The 17168-nt window shown below is 72.1% G+C and carries 14 protein-coding genes; 7 read left to right on the top strand and 7 right to left on the bottom strand.

All coding sequences use genetic code 11. The annotated features are described in order from the left end of the window. Positions 1-167: 167 nt before the first annotated feature. Positions 168-1484, top strand: a complete 1317-nt coding sequence (locus F1721_RS20395) for an MFS transporter (protein ID WP_246155195.1) — start codon at positions 168-170, stop codon at positions 1482-1484. A gap of 15 nt (positions 1485-1499) precedes the next feature. On the opposite strand, the gene F1721_RS20390 is transcribed toward F1721_RS20395, so the two are convergent. The 4 genes from F1721_RS20390 to mraZ all read right to left on the bottom strand — a co-directional run bounded on the left by F1721_RS20390 (position 1500) and on the right by mraZ (position 5972). Further along, entirely contained in the window at positions 1500-3356 is a 1857-nt protein-coding gene (locus F1721_RS20390; RefSeq protein WP_150068337.1) for a peptidoglycan D,D-transpeptidase FtsI family protein, read from the bottom strand. Beyond that, entirely contained in the window at positions 3356-4099 is a 744-nt protein-coding gene (gene ftsL, locus F1721_RS20385; protein WP_150068336.1) for a cell division protein FtsL, read from the bottom strand. The genes F1721_RS20390 and ftsL overlap by 1 nt, the downstream gene beginning before the upstream one ends. 156 nt (positions 4100-4255) lie before the next feature. Continuing rightward, positions 4256-5245 (bottom strand): 16S rRNA (cytosine(1402)-N(4))-methyltransferase RsmH, encoded by a 990-nt coding sequence (rsmH, locus tag F1721_RS20380; RefSeq protein ID WP_150068335.1) that lies wholly within the window; start codon positions 5243-5245, stop codon positions 4256-4258. A 295-nt stretch (positions 5246-5540) separates the two neighbouring features. Continuing rightward, positions 5541-5972 (bottom strand): division/cell wall cluster transcriptional repressor MraZ, encoded by a 432-nt coding sequence (gene mraZ, locus F1721_RS20375; RefSeq protein WP_093344926.1) that lies wholly within the window; start codon positions 5970-5972, stop codon positions 5541-5543. A 585-nt stretch (positions 5973-6557) separates the two neighbouring features. Between mraZ and F1721_RS20370 the strand changes: the two genes are divergently transcribed. From F1721_RS20370 to F1721_RS20360, 3 genes are read left to right on the top strand one after another with little or no spacing between them, the layout of a single operon-like run. After that, complete coding sequence (locus tag F1721_RS20370; protein WP_246155226.1) at positions 6558-7568, top strand: AAA family ATPase; 1011 nt, start codon at positions 6558-6560, stop codon at positions 7566-7568. Positions 7569-7570: 2 nt separating this feature from the next. Continuing rightward, entirely contained in the window at positions 7571-8818 is a 1248-nt protein-coding gene (locus tag F1721_RS20365) for a DUF58 domain-containing protein (RefSeq protein ID WP_150068333.1), read from the top strand. Further along, positions 8815-11067 (top strand): transglutaminase TgpA family protein, encoded by a 2253-nt coding sequence (locus F1721_RS20360; protein WP_211840546.1) that lies wholly within the window; start codon positions 8815-8817, stop codon positions 11065-11067. The genes F1721_RS20365 and F1721_RS20360 overlap by 4 nt, the downstream gene beginning before the upstream one ends. Before the next feature lie 290 nt (positions 11068-11357). Here the strand turns inward: F1721_RS20360 and F1721_RS20355 are convergent, their stop codons facing one another. Both F1721_RS20355 and F1721_RS20350 read right to left on the bottom strand, forming a co-directional pair. Then, positions 11358-11777, bottom strand: coding sequence for a DUF3040 domain-containing protein (locus F1721_RS20355; RefSeq protein ID WP_150068332.1), 420 nt, complete (start codon positions 11775-11777; stop codon positions 11358-11360). Between the two features lie 295 nt (positions 11778-12072). Then, positions 12073-12798, bottom strand: a complete 726-nt coding sequence (locus tag F1721_RS20350; protein WP_150068331.1) for a class I SAM-dependent methyltransferase — start codon at positions 12796-12798, stop codon at positions 12073-12075. 192 nt (positions 12799-12990) lie between these two features. Here F1721_RS20350 and F1721_RS20345 point away from each other — a divergent pair, with 192 nt between their 5' ends. The 3 genes from F1721_RS20345 (at position 12991) to F1721_RS20335 (ending at position 15515) form a co-directional block, all read left to right on the top strand. After that, positions 12991-13821, top strand: coding sequence for a ParA family protein (locus F1721_RS20345; protein ID WP_150068330.1), 831 nt, complete (start codon positions 12991-12993; stop codon positions 13819-13821). Positions 13822-14092: 271 nt separating this feature from the next. Then, complete coding sequence (locus tag F1721_RS20340; RefSeq protein WP_150068329.1) at positions 14093-14728, top strand: LysE family translocator; 636 nt, start codon at positions 14093-14095, stop codon at positions 14726-14728. 7 nt (positions 14729-14735) lie between these two features. Continuing rightward, positions 14736-15515, top strand: a complete 780-nt coding sequence (locus F1721_RS20335) for a DNA-formamidopyrimidine glycosylase family protein (RefSeq protein WP_150068328.1) — start codon at positions 14736-14738, stop codon at positions 15513-15515. A gap of 271 nt (positions 15516-15786) precedes the next feature. On the opposite strand, the gene F1721_RS20330 is transcribed toward F1721_RS20335, so the two are convergent. After that, complete coding sequence (locus F1721_RS20330; RefSeq protein WP_150068327.1) at positions 15787-17064, bottom strand: uracil-xanthine permease family protein; 1278 nt, start codon at positions 17062-17064, stop codon at positions 15787-15789. Positions 17065-17168 lie beyond the last annotated feature (104 nt).

Below are 17168 nucleotides of genomic sequence, written 5' to 3'. Positions count from 1 at the left end.
AAACCAGCTCGGCCACCGCGGCGCAACAGTCCATCCGCGATCTCGAACGGCGGTTGCGATACCGAACGGACGATTGACTCGCGCCACTCGACAACCCTAGGCTCGTGACCCGCATCACGGACGGTGTTCGGAATCTCGAACAATCACCACCTCGACGAGGAGGCAGGGTGCACACCGGCCAACAGTCCGACGAAGCGCTGACCACCGCGGTCCGGCGGGTCATGGTCCGCCTGCTGCCGTTCCTGTTCTTCATGTACGTGATCGCGTTCCTGGACCGCGTCAACATCGGGTTCGCCAAGGAGGAGTTCCAGGCGCACACCGGGATCTCCGAAGCCGCCTACGCGCTCGGCGCCGGGCTGTTCTTCATCGGGTACGCGCTGTTCGAGGTGCCCAGCAACCTGATCATGATGCGGGTCGGCGCCCGCTGGTGGATGTGCCGGATCATGGTCACCTGGGGCCTGATCTCGGCCGCGATGGCCCTGGTGAACGACGAGTTCCTGTTCTACCTGCTGCGCTTCCTGCTCGGCGTGGCCGAGGCCGGTTTCTTCCCCGGCGTCATCCTGTTCATCACGCACTGGGTCCCGCACGCCTACCGGGCGCGCTGCAACGCGGTGTTCTACTTCGGCATCCCGCTCGCCTCGATGCTCGGCGGACCGCTGTCCGGGATGCTGCTGGAGCTCGACGGGGTGGCCGGAATCCTCGGCTGGCAGTGGATGTTCGCGGTGGAGGGCCTGATCGCCTGCGTGGTCGGCGTGTGGGCGTTCTTCTACCTGGACAACAAACCCGCCGACGCCAGCTGGCTCGCACCGGAGCAGCGCCGCGCGCTGCAGGACGCGGTGGACCGGGAGGCCGCGGCCAAGCAGTCGCACAGCCCGCACCGGCTGCGGACCGCGCTGGTGGACCCGCGGGTCCTGTACTTCTGCCTGATCTACTTCCTGATCCAGTGCAGCGTGTACGGCATGACCTTCTACCTGCCGACGCAGGTGGCCGACGCGGTGGGCAGCAAGGTCGGCCTGCTGGTCGGCCTGGTGACGGCGATCCCGTGGACCGTCGCGCTGCTGGTCAACATCGCGGTGTCCACCGGCGCCGACCGCCTCGCCCAGCCGAAGAAGCGGTTCGTCGCCGCGGCCTGCGTGGCGGGCGGCTCGATCGGCATCGCGGCCTCGGCGTACTTCGCCGACCCGGTGCTGGCGATCGCGGGCCTGTCGGTGGCGGCGGCCGGTTACATCTCGGTGCAACCGGTGTTCTGGACCTTCCCGGCGGCCTACCTGACCGGAACGGCAGCGGCGGCCGGGATCGGCCTGATCAACTCGCTGGGCAACCTGGGCGGTTTCGTCGCCCCGGTGGCGAAGAACTGGATCGAGCACACCCTCGACTCCTCCACCGCGGGCCTCTACCTCCTGGCGGCCTGCGGCTTCGCCGCAGCAGCCCTCTTCCTCACCCTCTCCCGCACCAGAACCCCAGCAGAGCACCAGACCTCGTGAGCGCCGCTCACCAGGTCATTGGGTCGGGAGTTGGAGGACTTGGACCGGGGCCTCTTCCTTGGACAGGTCGAGCTGGTAGCGCTGGGTGAGGAAGGCCGCGATGTTGTGGAACAGGGGGGCCGCCGAGCTGCCCTCCTGCGTTCCGTAGGCCGGGCGGTCCAGCATCAGGCCGATCACGAAGCGGGGGCTGTCCGCCGGGACGATGCCCGCGAAGGTGATCCAGTGCTTCGAGTTGCTGTAGCACTTGCAGGCCGGGTCGTACTGCTGGGCCGTGCCCGTCTTGCCCGAGACCTGGAAGCCCGGCAGCGCCGCGGCCGGGCCGGTGCCGCGGTTGGGCTGCGGGGCGTTCTGGACCACCGAGCGCAGCATGTCCTTCACCGTGTGCGCGGTTTCCGGGCTGACCACGCGGATGCCCTCCGGGCGGGGGCGTTCCACCCGCTTGCCGTCCGGGCCGATCTCCGCGGAGATGATCCGCGGCGGCACCCGGACCCCGTCGTTGGCGATCGTCTGGTACATGCTGGCCATCTGCAGCACGGTCATCGAGAAGCCCTGCCCGATCGGCAGGTTGCCGAACGACGAGCCGGACCACTGGTCGGGCGGCGGCAGGACGCCCGCGCTCTCGCCCGGCAGGCCGACGCCGGTGCGCTGCCCCAGCCCGAAGTTGCGGGCGAAGTCGTACCAGCGCTGCTCGCCGAGCTGCTGCGCGGCCATCAGCGTGCCGACGTTGGAGGACTTGCCCATCACGCCGGTGAACGTCATCGGGACCGTGCCGTGCGGCCAGGCGTCGCCCACCGTGCGGTCCGCGACCTTGATGCTGCCGGGCACCTGCAGGACCGTGTCGGGCTTCATGATCCCGGTCTCGATCGCCCCCGCGGCCGTGATCAGCTTGGCCACCGAGCCCGGCTCGTACGGGGTGGTCACCGCCGGGTTGCCGGTGTTCTCCGCCCACGAGCCGTTCGGGTCGAAGGTCTTGTCGTTGGCCAGCGCGTAGACCTCACCGGTCTTGGCGTCCAGCACCACGGCGCTGGCGTTCTTGGCCTGCGCCTCGCGGGCGTAGTCGGCGAGCTCGCGCTGCAGCATGAACTGGACGTCGGAGTCGATGGTCAGCTCCACATCGGACCCCGGGACGGCCGGTTCCAGCTCCCGGGTGCCGGGGATGACCAGGTCCGAGCCCAGCGCGGTGTCGGAGACCTGCTGGCCGTCCTTGCCCGCCAGCACCGAGTCCATCGAGGACTCCAGCCCGATCTGGCCGCGCAGCTTGCCCGGCACCTCGTCCTTGCGCCAGTTCGCCGCGCCGATGATGTTCGCGGCCAGGTCCCCGCCGGGGTACTCGCGAGTGGCCTGGTACTCCGAGCCGATCTGCGGGTACTTCTTGGTGATCTCCCGCGCCTTGCCCGGGTCGATCTTGGGGCCGAAGTAGGTGAACCCGACGTCGCGGAACAGCGCGTCGAGCACCTCCTGCTCGCTGATCACGCCCGGCAGCTCCTGGGCGATGAAGCGGGCGATCTCCTGCTTGTACTCCGCCGAGGTCGGCTTGCTGGGGTCCTTGGCGTGCTGCTCGTCGAGCTCCTTGTTGAGCAGGCGCGGGTTGGCGTAGAGCTGCCGCGCCTCGCTGCTGAACGCGAGCACGTTCCCGCTGCGGTCCGTGATGGACCCGCGCTCGGCCGGGATGACCGAGCGGTCCAGCCGCTGCTTCAGCGCCTTCTCCGACAGCGCGCTGGCTTCGAAGCCCTGCACCTGGATCAGCTTCGCGCTGGTGAGCACGAGCGCGATCACCATGAGCAGCCGCCCGACGCGCAGCCGCCGGTTGCTGCCCGCGACGTTGGTGCGCGCGGTGCGGCCGCGCATGATCCTGGTCGACCTGCGGACCATCAACGTCCCCCTGCAGCTGCCTGGGGCGGCTGCTCAGCCGGTGGTTGTTCCCCGGCGGGCGGCTGCTGCTCAGCCGGTGCCTGGTCCTGGGGCGGTTCCGCGGGCGGCGGCTCGACGGGCGGCGGGGCCGGGGGCGGCGGCGCGGTCGCCTTCTCCGGCTCGCCGACCACGATCACGGTGCCGTCCGGCTGCAGCACCAGGTGCGCCGGGGTCGGTCCCGGCACCATGCCGAGCTCCTCCACCGCGCGCCGCTGGATGACCGGCGGCGAGTCCAGCGTGCTGACCTCGCGCAGCAGCTGCTCCCGCCGCTCGTTCAGGCTCGCGATCTCGGCCTCCCCGTCCTGCAGCCGGTAGCTGCCGCTGACCGCCGCGATGGACAGCCACAGCGTCGCGGCGAGACCGACGGCCAGCACCGACATCACCACGACCACCAGCGGCAGCCGCGCGAGCGCCACCCGCTCCTGCAGCTGCTTGGCCCGGGTCTTCGGCTTCGCCGAGGTGGGCCGCCGATCCTCGGAGCCGGTGCGGATCTGGCGCGGTCGCCGAACCGACGGCTCCCGCGTCGAACGCTCCCGCCGCTCCTCGCGGCGCGCGTAGGCGCGCTCGGCCGCAGCCGACCGCGACCGCGGCTTGTCCGACTTCGTCGTGGACTTGGCGGTCGTGGACTTCTTGGCGGCCGACTGCGCGCGCTCCGCGGAACCCGACCGCGCAGCGGACTTCTTGGCGCGTGCAGGTGCTGTCATGGCAGTCCCGCCTCTCCCAGCTCCGCCTCTCCGCGATTCACAGCGGTGGTCGCGGTCCGGAGTGATCTCACGTTGCGAGGTCTCTTGTGGCCGGGTTGCGTCACGGTCCCCTGAGGTGCAGTCGCGCGAAACTCGGCTCGACACAGGCCATTCACGTCAGTCCCGCCTTCCCCCGCCGATCCGCTCCGCGGCGCGCAACCGCACCGACGCAGCCCTCGGGTTCACCTCGACCTCCTGCTCGCCCGCGACCTCGGCGCCGCGGGTGAGCAGGCGGAGTTCCGGCCCGTGGCCGGGCAGCTCCACCGGCAGGTCGACCGGGGTGCGCGACTTCGCCCGCTCGGCGAGGGCGCGCTTGACCATCCGGTCCTCCAGCGAGTGGTAGGACATCACCACGACCCGGCCGCCCGCCGCCAGCGAGTCCAGCGCCGCGGGCAGCGCGCGCTCCAGCACGTCGAGCTCGGCGTTGACCTCGATGCGCAGCGCTTGGAAGGTGCGCTTGGCCGGGTGACCGCCGGTGCGCCGACTGGCCGCGGGCACCGTGTCGTAGAGCAGCTGCACCAGCCGAGCGCTGTTGGCGAACGGTTCCTTCTGGCGCTCGCGGACGATCGCCGCGGCGATCTTGCCCGCGAACTTCTCCTCGCCGTAGGTGCGCAGCACCCGCGCGAGCTCGTCCGCGGAGTAGGTGTTGAGCACGTCCGCAGCGGTGCGCGGCGCGCCGGGGTCCATCCGCATGTCCAGCGGGGCGTCCTGCGCGTAGGCGAAACCGCGGCCCGCCTCGTCCAGCTGCAGCGAGGAGACCCCGAGGTCGAACAGCGCGGCGTCCACCTCGGACAGTCCGAGGTCGGCCAGCACTTCGGACCACCGGTCGTACACCGCGTGCACCAGGTGGATCCGCGAGGCGTAGGGCGCGAGCCGCTCCCCCGCCAGCCGCAGGGCGTCCGGGTCGCGGTCCAGGCCGACCAGCGTCAGCCCCGGGTGCGCGGCCAGCATCGCCTCGGAGTGCCCGCCCATCCCGAGCGTGGCGTCGACGACCACCGCGCCGTCGCGGGACAGCGCGGGCTCGAGCAGTTCCAACGTCCGCTCCAACAGCACCGGCACGTGCTTGTCGCGGGCGGACCCGCCCTGATCACACCGCTGTTCGGCCACGGCGGTCCCTCCCTCCCGCGTGCCGTTCCCGTCGTGCTCCGTCAACCGGCACGCGCGGGCCCGCAGGCCCGCGCGTGGCGATGTCGGTATTGCCGACCCGTTCAGGGGCTCGGCGGTGCCGGGATCCGGCTGGACATGTTCTGGTGTCCCAGTGTCCCCTGCGGACGTCCGGATCCCGTCAGGTCCCCGCCCGCCCGTCGCGTCCTGGTGCCGGGGAAGATGCACCAGGCGTGCGAAAGCCGAGCGGACCGAGGCCTCACGAAACCCGGGTCCCCGCCGTCAACGCCTGCACCGGTCAGAAGACGCCCGGCAACACCTCCTCGCGCGCTTGCGCATAGCCCTCCTCGTGCTCGTCGAGGTAGCTCTGCCACCTCTCCGCCTGCCAGATCTCCAACCTGTTGATCGCGCCGATGACCACGCACTCCTTGGTCAGCCCGGCGTAGCGCCGCAGCTCGGTCGCGATCTTGATCCGGCCCTGCCCGTCCGGCTCCTGCTCGTCGGTCCCGGCGAACAGGTAGCGCTGGTAGGCGCGGACCGCCTCGTTGGTGAACGGGGCCTCGGCGACCTTGCGCGCCATCTGCTCGAACTCGTCGCGCGGGAAGACGTAGAGGCAGTGGTCCTGTCCCTTGGTGACCATCAGCCCCCCTGCCAGTGCTTCCCGGAACTTCGCCGGCAGCGTCAAGCGCCCCTTGTCGTCGAGCTTCGGGTGATGGGTACCGAGAAACATCCCGGTCCACCTCCCCCGACCCCGGGCCGCTCGTCCTGCGACCCCGGACCCCGCCGCAGCGGCGCTGCGGCCCCGACGAGGACCTCCCACCGGTCGTGATCAGCGGTGGCCGGTGAAAGCAGTAGGACCCCCGTTTGCCCCACCTTCCCCCACAGTACCCCACTTCACTCCACCGTCAACACGAATCGCCCCGGGTCGCCCACCCGCGTCAGCCCCGTTTGCGCAGGTAGTGCCCGGTGGGGGCGAAGTGGGGGGTTTCACCGGTCCGACCATGATCAACCCCTTCGGGTCCGCGGTTATGCTCAGTGCGCGCCCGACCGCGGCCCGCCCGGTGGGGAGGAGTGGGGCGGCGCCGGGATCGGTGCGGGGTGGCCCGCCGGGCACCACCGGTTTGGCACACTGCACGTGCACGCCGCCCCGGACAGCCGCCGGGTGCGGGGTGGTCCGCAGACCACATGGAGGCGTCTTGAGCGACACTCGCGCGCTTTCCGCTCGTGCGGGTGCCCCGCGGGTGGCGGCGGATACCCGCTCGGGCGGACCCGGGCGCCGCGACGAGCAGGAGGTGGCGTGACGCCCAGAGCCGAGTTGTCCGGTGCCCCGACGACCGGTGCCGGCGACGCGCCGGAGGCCCCCGGAGTCGACCAGCTGCACGCGACCGTCCAGCGCATCGCCGCGAACGTCGAGCAGGTGCTGGTGGGCAAGCCCGAGGTGGTGCGGGTGGCGCTGGTCACCATGCTGGCCGAGGGGCACCTGCTGGTCGAGGACGTGCCCGGGGTCGGCAAGACCTCGCTGGCCAAGGCGCTGGCCCGGTCCGTCGACTGCACGGTCAGCCGCATCCAGTTCACCCCCGACCTGCTGCCCAGCGACATCACCGGCGTGTCGGTGTACAACCGGCAGACGGAGAGCTTCGAGTTCCGCCCGGGCCCGGTGTTCGCCAACGTCGTGGTCGGCGACGAGATCAACCGCGCCTCGCCCAAGACGCAGTCCGCGCTGCTGGAGTGCATGGAGGAGAAGCAGGTCACCGTCGACGGCGAGACCTACCCGCTGAGCGCGCCGTTCATGGTCATCGCCACCCAGAACCCGATCGAGATGGAGGGCACCTACGCGCTCCCCGAGGCCCAGCGGGACCGGTTCACCGCCCGCGTGTCGATCGGCTACCCGGACGTCAAGGCCGAGCTGGCGATGGTCGACGAGCACGCCGGGCACGACCCGCTGGCCGATCTGCAGCCGGTCGCCGACGGCGCCGAGGTGCAGCGCCTGCTGCAGGCCGTGCGCCGGGTGCACGTCTCCACCGAGATCCGCCGGTACGCGGTCGAACTGGTGGCCGCCACCCGGCAGCTGTCCGAGCTTCGGCTGGGCGCCTCGCCCCGGTCGACGCTGCAGCTGGTGCGGGCCGCTCGCGCGCAGGCCGCCCTGGCCGGGCGCGACTTCGCCATCCCCGACGACGTGCAGGCGGTCGCGATCCCGGTGCTGGCCCACCGCCTGGTGCTGACCAGCGAGGCCCGCGCCGCCCGCCGCTCCACCACCGACCTGGTCCGCCAGCTGCTGAGCCGGACCCCGGTACCGCGCGGCGACACCGAACGCGAACGCAGGTAAGGATGCTGTCCGGCCTGACCATCCGCGGGCGCTGCCTGTTGGCGGCGGGCGTGGCCGCCGGGATCTGCGCGCTCGTCCTCGACGAGCGGGACCTCCTGCGGGTCGCCGCGTTCGTGATCGCGCTGCCGCTGCTGGCCCTGCTGCTGACCAGCCGCACCCGGTTCGGCGTCGCCGCCCGCCGCGAAGTGGTGCCGCCGCGGGTCCCGGTCGGCGGGCGGGCGACCGTCCAGCTGCACGTCACCGCCAGCGGGCGGCTGCCGATCGGCGGGCTGCAGCTGGAGGACGACACGCCCCACGCGCTCGGCGGTCGGCACCGGTTCCGGCTGGACGCCGTGCCCAAGCACGGCGGCACCGTCCTGGAGTACCCGGTGTCCCCCGCGCTGCGGGGCATCCACCAGATCGGACCGCTGCGCACCCACATCGACGACCCCTTCGGGCTGGCCGAGTTCGAGCGGGAGCTGGCCGGTCGCAGCCGGCTCGTCGCGGTGCCCCACGTCGTCGCGCTCAGCGGGCTGCCCGCCGGGTCCGGGCTGGGCACCGGCGAGGACGGCGCGACGCGGCTGCGCGCCGGGCACGGCGAGGACGACGCGGTGGTGCGCCAGTACCGGCACGGCGACGACATCCGCCGCGTGCACTGGAAGTCCACCGCGCGCCGCGACGAGCTGATGGTGCGCGTCGAGGAACGCCCCTGGCACGCCGGGGTGACGGTGCTGCTCGACCGGCGCTCGGCCGCGCACCGGGGCAGCGGCGCGCGCAGCAGCCTGGAGTGGGCGGTCTCCGCGGTGGCCAGCTTCTGCCTGCACCTGCACCAGCACGGCCAGCAGGTGCAGCTGATCACCGAGGACTGCGCGCAGCTGGCGACCGGGGCCGAGACCTCCGGCGACGGGCACGACGACGCGGTGCTGGACGCGCTGGCCGCGGTGCGCCCCGCGCCGCAGCGCGACCTGGTGTTCAGCCGCGACCCCGGTGCCGGGCAGGAGCTGATCGCGGTGCTGGGCGAGACCACGGCCGCGGCGGTGGACGAGCTGACCAAGCTCCGCCCGCAGGAGACTCGGAGCCTCGCGGTGCTGCTCGACGTCCGCTCCTGGAACGGCGAGGGCGGCAGCTACGACCCGCAGCTGGCCGCGCGGCGGCTGCGCGCGGCGGGCTGGACCGCGGTCGTCGCTTCCGGCCCGGCCACCTCGATCAACGCGGTCTGGCAGCAGCTGTGCGGGGAGACCACCGCACCGGAATCGGAGGTGCTGCCGTGACCGAGCACCGGATGACGGCCGCCGTCGACACCTCGCTGGTGACGACGGCAGCCGCGGCCTTCTCGGTGCTGTGCGCGTCGACCGCGTTCGCCGGTGTGCTGGCCGACAGCCGGTGGGTGTTCCCGGCGGTGCTCACCGTCCTCGCCGTCGCGGCGATCGGGGTGCTGGGCCGCCGGTTGCACTGGCCGCTGGGCGCCACCGCCGTCACCCAGCTGGCCGGGGTCCTGGTGATGCTCACCGCGCAGTTCACCGAGCGGGCCCTGCTCGGGGTGCTGCCCGGTCCGGCCGCGATCGGCGAGCTGGGCGGGCTGCTGTCCGGTGCCGCCGACATCGTGCGCACCGGGGTTCCGCCGGTTCCGGCCGAACCCGCCCTGCAGGCCCTGGTCTGCCTGGGGCTGGGCGTGGTCGCGGTGGTCGTGGACCTCATCGTGGTGGGGTTGCGCAGCCCGGCGGTCAGCGGACTGCTGCTGCTGTGCGTGTTCGCCATCCCCGCCTCGCTGTCCGACACCATGCTGCCCTGGTGGACCTTCGTCGCGGGCGGGGCGGGCTTCGCCGTGCTGCTCGCCTCGGGCGGCCAGCACCGCCGGTGGCGCAGCCGCGAGGACCGCGAGCAGGTGACGAACGCGCTGTTCGGCCCCACGACCGCATCGGTGGCCGGGGCGGCCGGGGTGATCGCGCTGCTCACCGGCGTGGTGTTCACCGGGGTCGGCACCGAGGGCCGGTTGCCCGGCGCGGTGCCCGAGCAGTTCGGCGGCACCGACGGGATCGGCCTGCAGCCGTTCACCTCGCTGCGCGGCCAGCTCAACCGGGACCGGGAGGTGGAGCTGTTCCGCGTCCGCGGCCTGCGGGAACCGACCTACCTGCGCGCGCTGACGCTGCGCAAGTTCAACCCGGAGCGGGGCTGGGAGCTGGAGGGCCTGACCCAGGGCGTCGAGGCGAACGGCGAGCTCCCGCTGCCGGAGGGCACCGACATCGGCGACGGCGCCACCGAGCGGGTGGAGGTCCAGCCCGTCGGCTACCGGGACCCGTGGCTGCCGGTGTTCGGCATGCCGCGCTTCCTGTCCGGGATGGGGGTGAACTGGCGCTACGACCCGGCCTCCGGGATCGTGTTCACCCAGACCAACCAGGAGAGCCGCGCCTACGTCCAGCAGCTGGTGGTGCCCAAGCCGACGCCGGACCAGCTGCGCGGCGCGCGGGGGCCGCTGCGGGTGGCGCCGGAGTACCTGGACACCACCGGGATCCCGCCGCAGGTCGCCGAGCTGGCCCAGCGGCTGACCGCGGACGCCCCCACCGATTTCGACAAGGCGGTGGCGCTGAACCGGTACTTCACCGATCCGCGCAACGGGTTCCGCTACGACCTGCGGACCGCTCCGGCCGGTGGCGGCGACGCCCTCTCCGAGTTCCTGTTCCGCGGCAAGCGCGGGTTCTGCGAGCAGTACGCCTCGTCGATGGCCGCCCTGCTGCGCTCGGTCGGCATCCCGTCGCGGGTGGCCATCGGGTTCACCGCGGGCTACCGGGACGGCGACGAGCGGGTGATCACCACGGAGGACGCGCACGCCTGGGTGGAGGCCTACTTCCCGGGCTGGGGCTGGCAGACCTTCGACCCGACGCCGCTGAGCGACGGCCGGACCGCGCTGCCCCAGTACCTGGACAGCGAGCTGCACCCGGCCCAGCAGCCAGCGCCGCCACCCGGCCAGGAGGTGCCGAGCACGCCCCCGACCGCCGAGCCCACGCCCGGTGGCGAGCGCCCGGAGGACGACGCCGCCGGTGTCGCGCCCGCGGACCCGCGCGAAACCGAGCAGAGCAACCCGTGGCCGATCACCATCGGCGTGCTGGTCCTCGCGCTCGCCCTGCTCGCCGCTCCCGGCGCGGTGCGGGAGGTCCGACGGCGGCAGCGCCTGCGCGCGGTGGCCGGTGGAGCGGCGGGCTCGGCCGGTCTGGCCTGGCAGGAGGTGCTCGACGAGTTCCGGGACCGCGGCGACCGACCAGCGGCGACGGACACGGCCCGCCAGGTCGCGACCAGGCTCCTCGAGCACCACGGCCTGGACGAGTCCGGGGCGAAGGCGATGCGAGCGCTGGTGACCGCCGTGGAGCGCGAGTGGTACGCCCCGCCGGGCGGCGAACCGGAGTCCTCGCTGCCGGAAACGCTGCACACCGTCCTGGACAGCCTCCGCCGAGCGGCCCCGCTGGACCTCCGCTCCCGCCTCTTCCCCCGCTCGGTCCTCCAACTCGGCCCGACCAACGCCTGACTCCGCTTCTGCTGTTCAGGTCCCGTGAGCACTTTCCGGTGCTATAGCCCCGGAAAGTGCTCACGTCACCCTGCCAGCAGAAACGGAGCTGCAGGAGGAAGTTTCGCGGTCAGCCGGTGCGGAACGCGGTCATCGGCGAGACCGCCCGCAGAACAAGAGTCACGGTCCCGAGACGTGCTCATCCGCACCTCAGGGGACCGTGACGCAAACCAGCCGCAGGAAACCGCTCAACGCGAGATCAACCTCGATCGCGATCACCGCTGCGAATCGCGGAGAGGCGGGACTGCTGCTTACTGCTCGAAACGCTTTCGGAAGCGCTCCTCCATGCGCTGGGCGAAGGAGCTCCGTCCGGTGTTGCGGTTCGTCGAGCCCCGCTTGGGGCGCCCACCACCGCCGTCCTCCGGTCCCGACTCGATGTCGTCCCCACCACCGCGCATCGCGGACAGGACGATCACTGCTCCGCCGAACATCACGAGGAAGCCGACCACGCTCAACACGGGGATGTCGGCCGGCCGCAGAGCCGGGATCACCGCACCGATTACCAGCAGGGCCAACCCCAGCACGAAGACGGCGATGCCCTGCAGCCGCCGACGTCGGGATGGGCGATGCAGCCGTCCTCCGCGCACGGTGGAGGCGAACTTGGGGTCCTCGGCGTAGAGCGCGCGCTCGATTTGTTCGAGCTGTCGCTGCTCGTGCTCGGAGAGTGGCATGACTCCTCCTCCGGCACAGGGGTCTCAGTGGCGCCGGAGACCGGGATGATCGTCTCACCCTGGTTGGGGACCGGCGAACGCTTGGGGGCGTCACCACTGAGGATACGGTTCCCGCGACGCGAGTACTACCCGGTCCTGCCAGGTAGCTGTGCGAGGTTGCCGACATCATCCCCTCGGGGCAGTGATCGTCCCGCGCCCGATCCCCGCCCGGGACGCGTTGCCCCAGCTCACCCGGTCGGGAGCCGGTCGCACCGCCGATCCGGGCGAATCTCCGGTCACACCGGGTGGTCGGCGATCAGGCGCGGGCGATCGCGTGCAGGCGGGTGGCGATGTCGCGCAGCGGGGACCGCACGGCCGCGACCCGCTCCAGTTCCGCCATCGCGTCGGCCGCCCTCGGGTTGTTGTCCAGCACCGAGCCGGGCACCAGGTCGCTGAGCACGGCCTGCCCCTGGATCAGCTCGACCTGGAGACCACCGGCGGTCAGCACCCGTTCGAGGCCTTCGGTGTCGAAGCGCCGCAGGAGGGTGTCCGAGGCGGCGTCGAGCCGACCGTCGGCGTCCTGGATCAGCTGCAGCGCGTCGGTGACCCGCCCGGCCAGCGCCCGCCCGATGACCGCCGCGTAGCGGTTGGCGACCAGCACCGACAGCGCACCGCCCGGGGCGGTCGCCGCGGCCAGCGCGGAGACGGCGGCGTCGACGTCGTCGACGACCTCCAGCACGCCGTGCGCGAGCACCAGGTCCGCGCCGCCCTCCGGGCTCAGCGCCGCCAGCGCGTCGGTGTCGCCCTGCAGCGGCGTGATCCGGTCGGAGACCCCGGCGTCGACCGCCCGCCGCTGGAGCGTGGCCAGCGCGTTCGGGCTGGGGTCGACCACCGTGACCGCGCAGCCCGCGGAGGCCAGCGGTACCGCCCACACCCCGCTACCGCCACCGACGTCGAGCACGCGCGGAGGTTCCCCACCGCGTCGCCGCCGGACGTCGGCGAGTTCGGCTTCCAGCACCTGGTGGACGGCGTCGGATCTCATGACGAGCAGCGTAATGGCCGGTCGCGGGCACCTCTCAGCCACGTGGCGATCGTCTCGGCACCCCACCCGCGAGAAGCCCCGCGAACCCGGGAGCGACCGGACCGGCGTGGCACCGCTGCGCGGAACGGGCCGAGGACGCTGAAAGTTCAGGGACGAGTTCTGAGATGGTCTCTGGTTCCGTAGGCTACGTGCGTGCAGACCGTGGCAGTGCTGAGTCTCAAGGGCGGCGTGGGGAAGACGACCGTGGTGCTCGGTCTCGCCTCGGCCGCCATGCGTCGCGGCGTTCGGACGCTGGTCGTCGACCTCGATCCGCAGTGCAACGCGACCTCGTGCTTGGAGCCGGAGCAGACCACCAAGGGGCTCAGCGACGTGCTCGCCGATCCGAGCCCCGCGGTGCTCCGGGAGGCCGTGACCGGGAGTTCCTGGGGTGAAGAGGTCGACGTCCTGGTCGGTTCCGAGGACGCCGAGAGCCACAACGGCCACCGCGGCGACGAGCACCTGTCCCGGCTGACCACCGCGCTGTCCGAACTGGACGGTCTGATCGCGGACGGGGAGCTGCCCTACCAGCTGGTCCTGCTGGACTGCCCGCCCTCGCTCGGCCGGTTGACCCGATCCGCGCTGGTCGCCGCCGACCGCGCGCTGCTGGTCACCGAGCCGACGATCTTCGCGGTCTCCGGCGTGCAGCGCGCCTTCGAGGCCGTGCAGGCCGAGCGCAAGTCCACCAACCCCAAGCTGCAGCCGCTCGGGGTGATCGTCAACCGGGTGCGCCCCCGCTCGCACGAGCACCAGTTCCGCATCGACGAGCTGCGGGACATCTTCGGCCCCCTGGTGCTGCCCGTGGCGCTCCCGGACCGCCTGGCCGTCCAGCAGGCCCAGGGCGCCTGCATGCCGATCCACCAGTGGGGCACCCCGGGCGCGCGAGAAGTGGCGCTCGCCTTCAACCTGGTGCTCGCCCGAACGCTCCGCGCAGGCCGCCAACGCCGCCCGGACGAGGACGACGAACTGCTGGAAGAAGACGCATGAGCAGCCCCGAACGGCAACCACCACGGTGAACCACGAGGACCACAGCGGAGCCGGAACACCAAGACCTGGCCCCGCCAACCACAGGGGTGACGGAACGACCAGGAGCTAACCCTGCCAACCACAGCTGCGACCGGAACGACCAGGATCGAGTCCCGCCCAACCGCACCTCAGGGGACCGTGACGCAACCCAGCCCCAAGAAACCCCGAAAACGCAAGATCCCCCCGAAACGCCACCACCACTGAAAATCGCGGAGAGGCGGGTGAGTACAGCATGACCACTGCGACGTTCACGGCTTTCGCGCTGGTCGCGCTGATCGGGGTGCTGACGCCCGGGTTGGACACCATGCTGATCCTCCGGCACTCGCTGCTGGGCGGGCGCCGCGCCGGGGTCGCGACGTTCCTCGGGATCAACCTCGGCTGCTTGGTCTGGGGCACCGCCAGCATCGCCGGGCTGACCGCGCTGCTCACCGCGTCCCAGCTGGCCTACGACGTGGTGCGGGTGGCCGGTGCGGTGTACCTGCTGTGGCTGGGCGGATCGGCGCTGTGGAAGTCGTTGCCGCGCAACCAGGTTCCGCAGACCGAGGACCTGCCGGTCGCGCCGACCGGCCTGACCGGTTGGACGGCGCTGCGGTCCGGGCTGACCACGAACCTGCTCAACCCCAAGGTCGGCGTGTTCTACATCAGCCTGCTGCCGCAGTTCCTGCCCGCCGGTCCGGCCGCGTTCGCCTGGGGGCCGCTGCTGGTGGCCACGCACATCTCCATCGGCCTGCTCTGGTCGACCGCGCTGGTGTGGGTCGCCGGTCGCGCGCGGGCGCTGTTCCAGCGGCGTCGGGTGCGGGCGTGGCTGGACCGGATCACCGCGACGGTGCTGGTCGGCCTGGGCCTCAAGCTGGCGGTCGAGGGGTGAGCTGCCCTTGCCCGAGGGCGACACCGTCTTCCTCACCTGCCACCGGCTGCACGAGGCGCTGGCCGGGCAGGTCCTGACCCGCGGCGAGCTGCGCCACCCGCGACTGTCCACGGTGGACCTGTCCGGCCGCCGGGTGCGGGAGGTGCGGCCGGCCGGCAAGCACCTGCTGATCCGCTTCGACGACGGCCACACCCTGCACAACCACCTGCGGATGGACGGTTCCTGGCACCTCTACTCCCCCGGTGCGCGATGGCGGCGCCCGGCGCACCAGGTGCGGGCGGTGCTCGCCGCGGCGGAGCGCGTCGCGGTCGGGTTCAACCTGCACGACCTGCGCTGGCTGCCGACCTCGGCGGAGTCCCGGCTGATCGGTCACCTCGGCCCGGACCTGCTCGACCCGGGCTGGGGCGAGGAGCACGAGGCGGAGGCGCTGCGGCGGCTCTGCGCCGATCCGGGGCGGGAGATCGGTCTCGCGCTGCTGGACCAGCGGGTGATGGCCGGGGTCGGCAACCTGTACCGCACCGAGGTGTGCTTCCTGCTGGGCCGATCCCCGCGGACGCCGGTGGCCGAGGTCGACGCGGCCCGCGCGATCCACCTGTGCCGGGAACTGCTGCTGCGCAACGCCTGGCACCCGGAGCAGTCCACGACCAGCAGCATGCGCCGGGGTTCCGAGCACTGGGTGTACGGGCGCCGGACGTGCCTGCGCTGCGGCGGCCCGGTCCACCGCAGCACCCGGGGCGACGACGTCGAAGCCCGCGTCACCTACCACTGCCCCCGCTGCCAGCCCTGAGCTGTACCGCCTCTCCGCGATTTTCAGCGGTGGTGGCGAGTGGGGGGGTGAGCTTGCGTTTTCGGGGTTCCTCGTGGCTGGGTTGCGTCACGGTCCCCTTAGGCGCGGTTGAGTGGGCATCGGGACCGTGTCCGGCAAGGCCGTCCAGGATGAGATTGTGCGCCAGTTTTGCCTAGAACTGACCACGTTCCGGGCGGGGGCGGGGTGTCAGTTTTGCCTAAAACTGACACCACCCCCGCACGGCCGGAGTGTGCCGGAGCCCTGCGCCGGGTCAGGTCTCGCGGGGTTTGTCGCGGAGGTCGGCGATGCTGCGCAGCAGCGGGTAGATCAGGACGATGCCCACCGAGCCCCACACGATGCCGGTCACCCGGAGATCGCCGAGGTGCAGGGTCAGGTCGCCCACCCCGGCGATCACCGCGGTGCCCAGCACCACCAGGTTCACCGGGTCGGAGAAGTCGGTCCGCGCGTCCAGCCAGATCCGCACGCCCACCAGGGCCAGCATCCCGAACAGCACCAGCGTCGCACCGCCGAGCACGCCCATCGGGATGGTGTTGATCAGGGCCGCCAGCTTGGGCGAGAACGAGAGCACGACCGCGGCGATCGCCGCGACCATGCACGCCGCCGTCGAGTACACCCGCGTCGCCGCCATCACCCCGACGTTCGCCGCGTAGCTGCTCAACGACGAACCGCCCGCCGAGCCCGACAGCGTGGTCGCCAGCCCACCGCTGATCAGCGCATCGCCCACGTGCGGGTCGAGGTCCCGGCCGCTCACCGCAGCCACCGCCTTGAGGTGCGCCACGTGCTCGGCGACCAGCACGATCACCAGCGGCAGCACGAACGGCATCACCGAGACGTGCACCTGCGGCGCGACGAGCTGCGGCAGGCCGATCCAGGGCGCGTCGGCCAGCTCCGCCACCCGCTCCGGCACGAGGTGACCGGCCAGCGCCGCGTAGCACCACCCGACCAGCACGCCGATCAGCACCGCGATCCGGGCCGCCATCCCGCGGCTGATCACGATGAGCAGCACGACCGTGCCCAGGGTCAGCGCGGCGGGCACCCGCTGCTGGTCGAAGGACGACACCGACTGCGGGGCCAGGCTCAACCCGATCATCAGGACGATCGCGCCGGTCACCACCGGCGGCATCGCCGACTCCAGCAGCCGCACGCCCAGCGCCTTGACCGCGACCCCGACGCTGAACACCACGATGCCGACCACCACGATGCCGCCGAGCAGCGCGGCCGGGGTCGCACCGGCCTCCTTCGCCGCGGCGTTCAGCGGGACCACGAAGGCCACCGAAGCACCGAGGTAGCTGGGCACCCGGTTGCGGGTGAGCAGCAGGAACAGCAGGGTCCCCAGCCCGGACATCAGCAGGGTGGTGCCGACCGGGAAGCCGGTCAGCAGCGGGACCAGCGTGGTGGTGCCGAACATGGCCAGCAGGTGCTGCACGCCGAAACCGATGGTCAGCGGCCAGCTCAACCGCTCCTCCGAGGCCACGACGGCGTCGCGCACCGGGCGTCGACCGTTGCCGTGCACGGTCCACAACGCCACGTCGCCTCCCCCGAGCCACCCGATCAGGCGGGTCTCATGTCACGGCCTGTGATGATGAGGGAAGATTACTATTTCGCATCGCACAATCAAGACGTGCACCGGCA

The organism is Saccharopolyspora hirsuta, assembly GCF_008630535.1.
GTDB classification, from domain to species: Bacteria; Actinomycetota; Actinomycetes; order Mycobacteriales; family Pseudonocardiaceae; genus Saccharopolyspora; species Saccharopolyspora hirsuta.
Note: the sequence above shows the minus strand (reverse complement) of the source record. Positions and strands in the feature narration are given on the sequence as shown.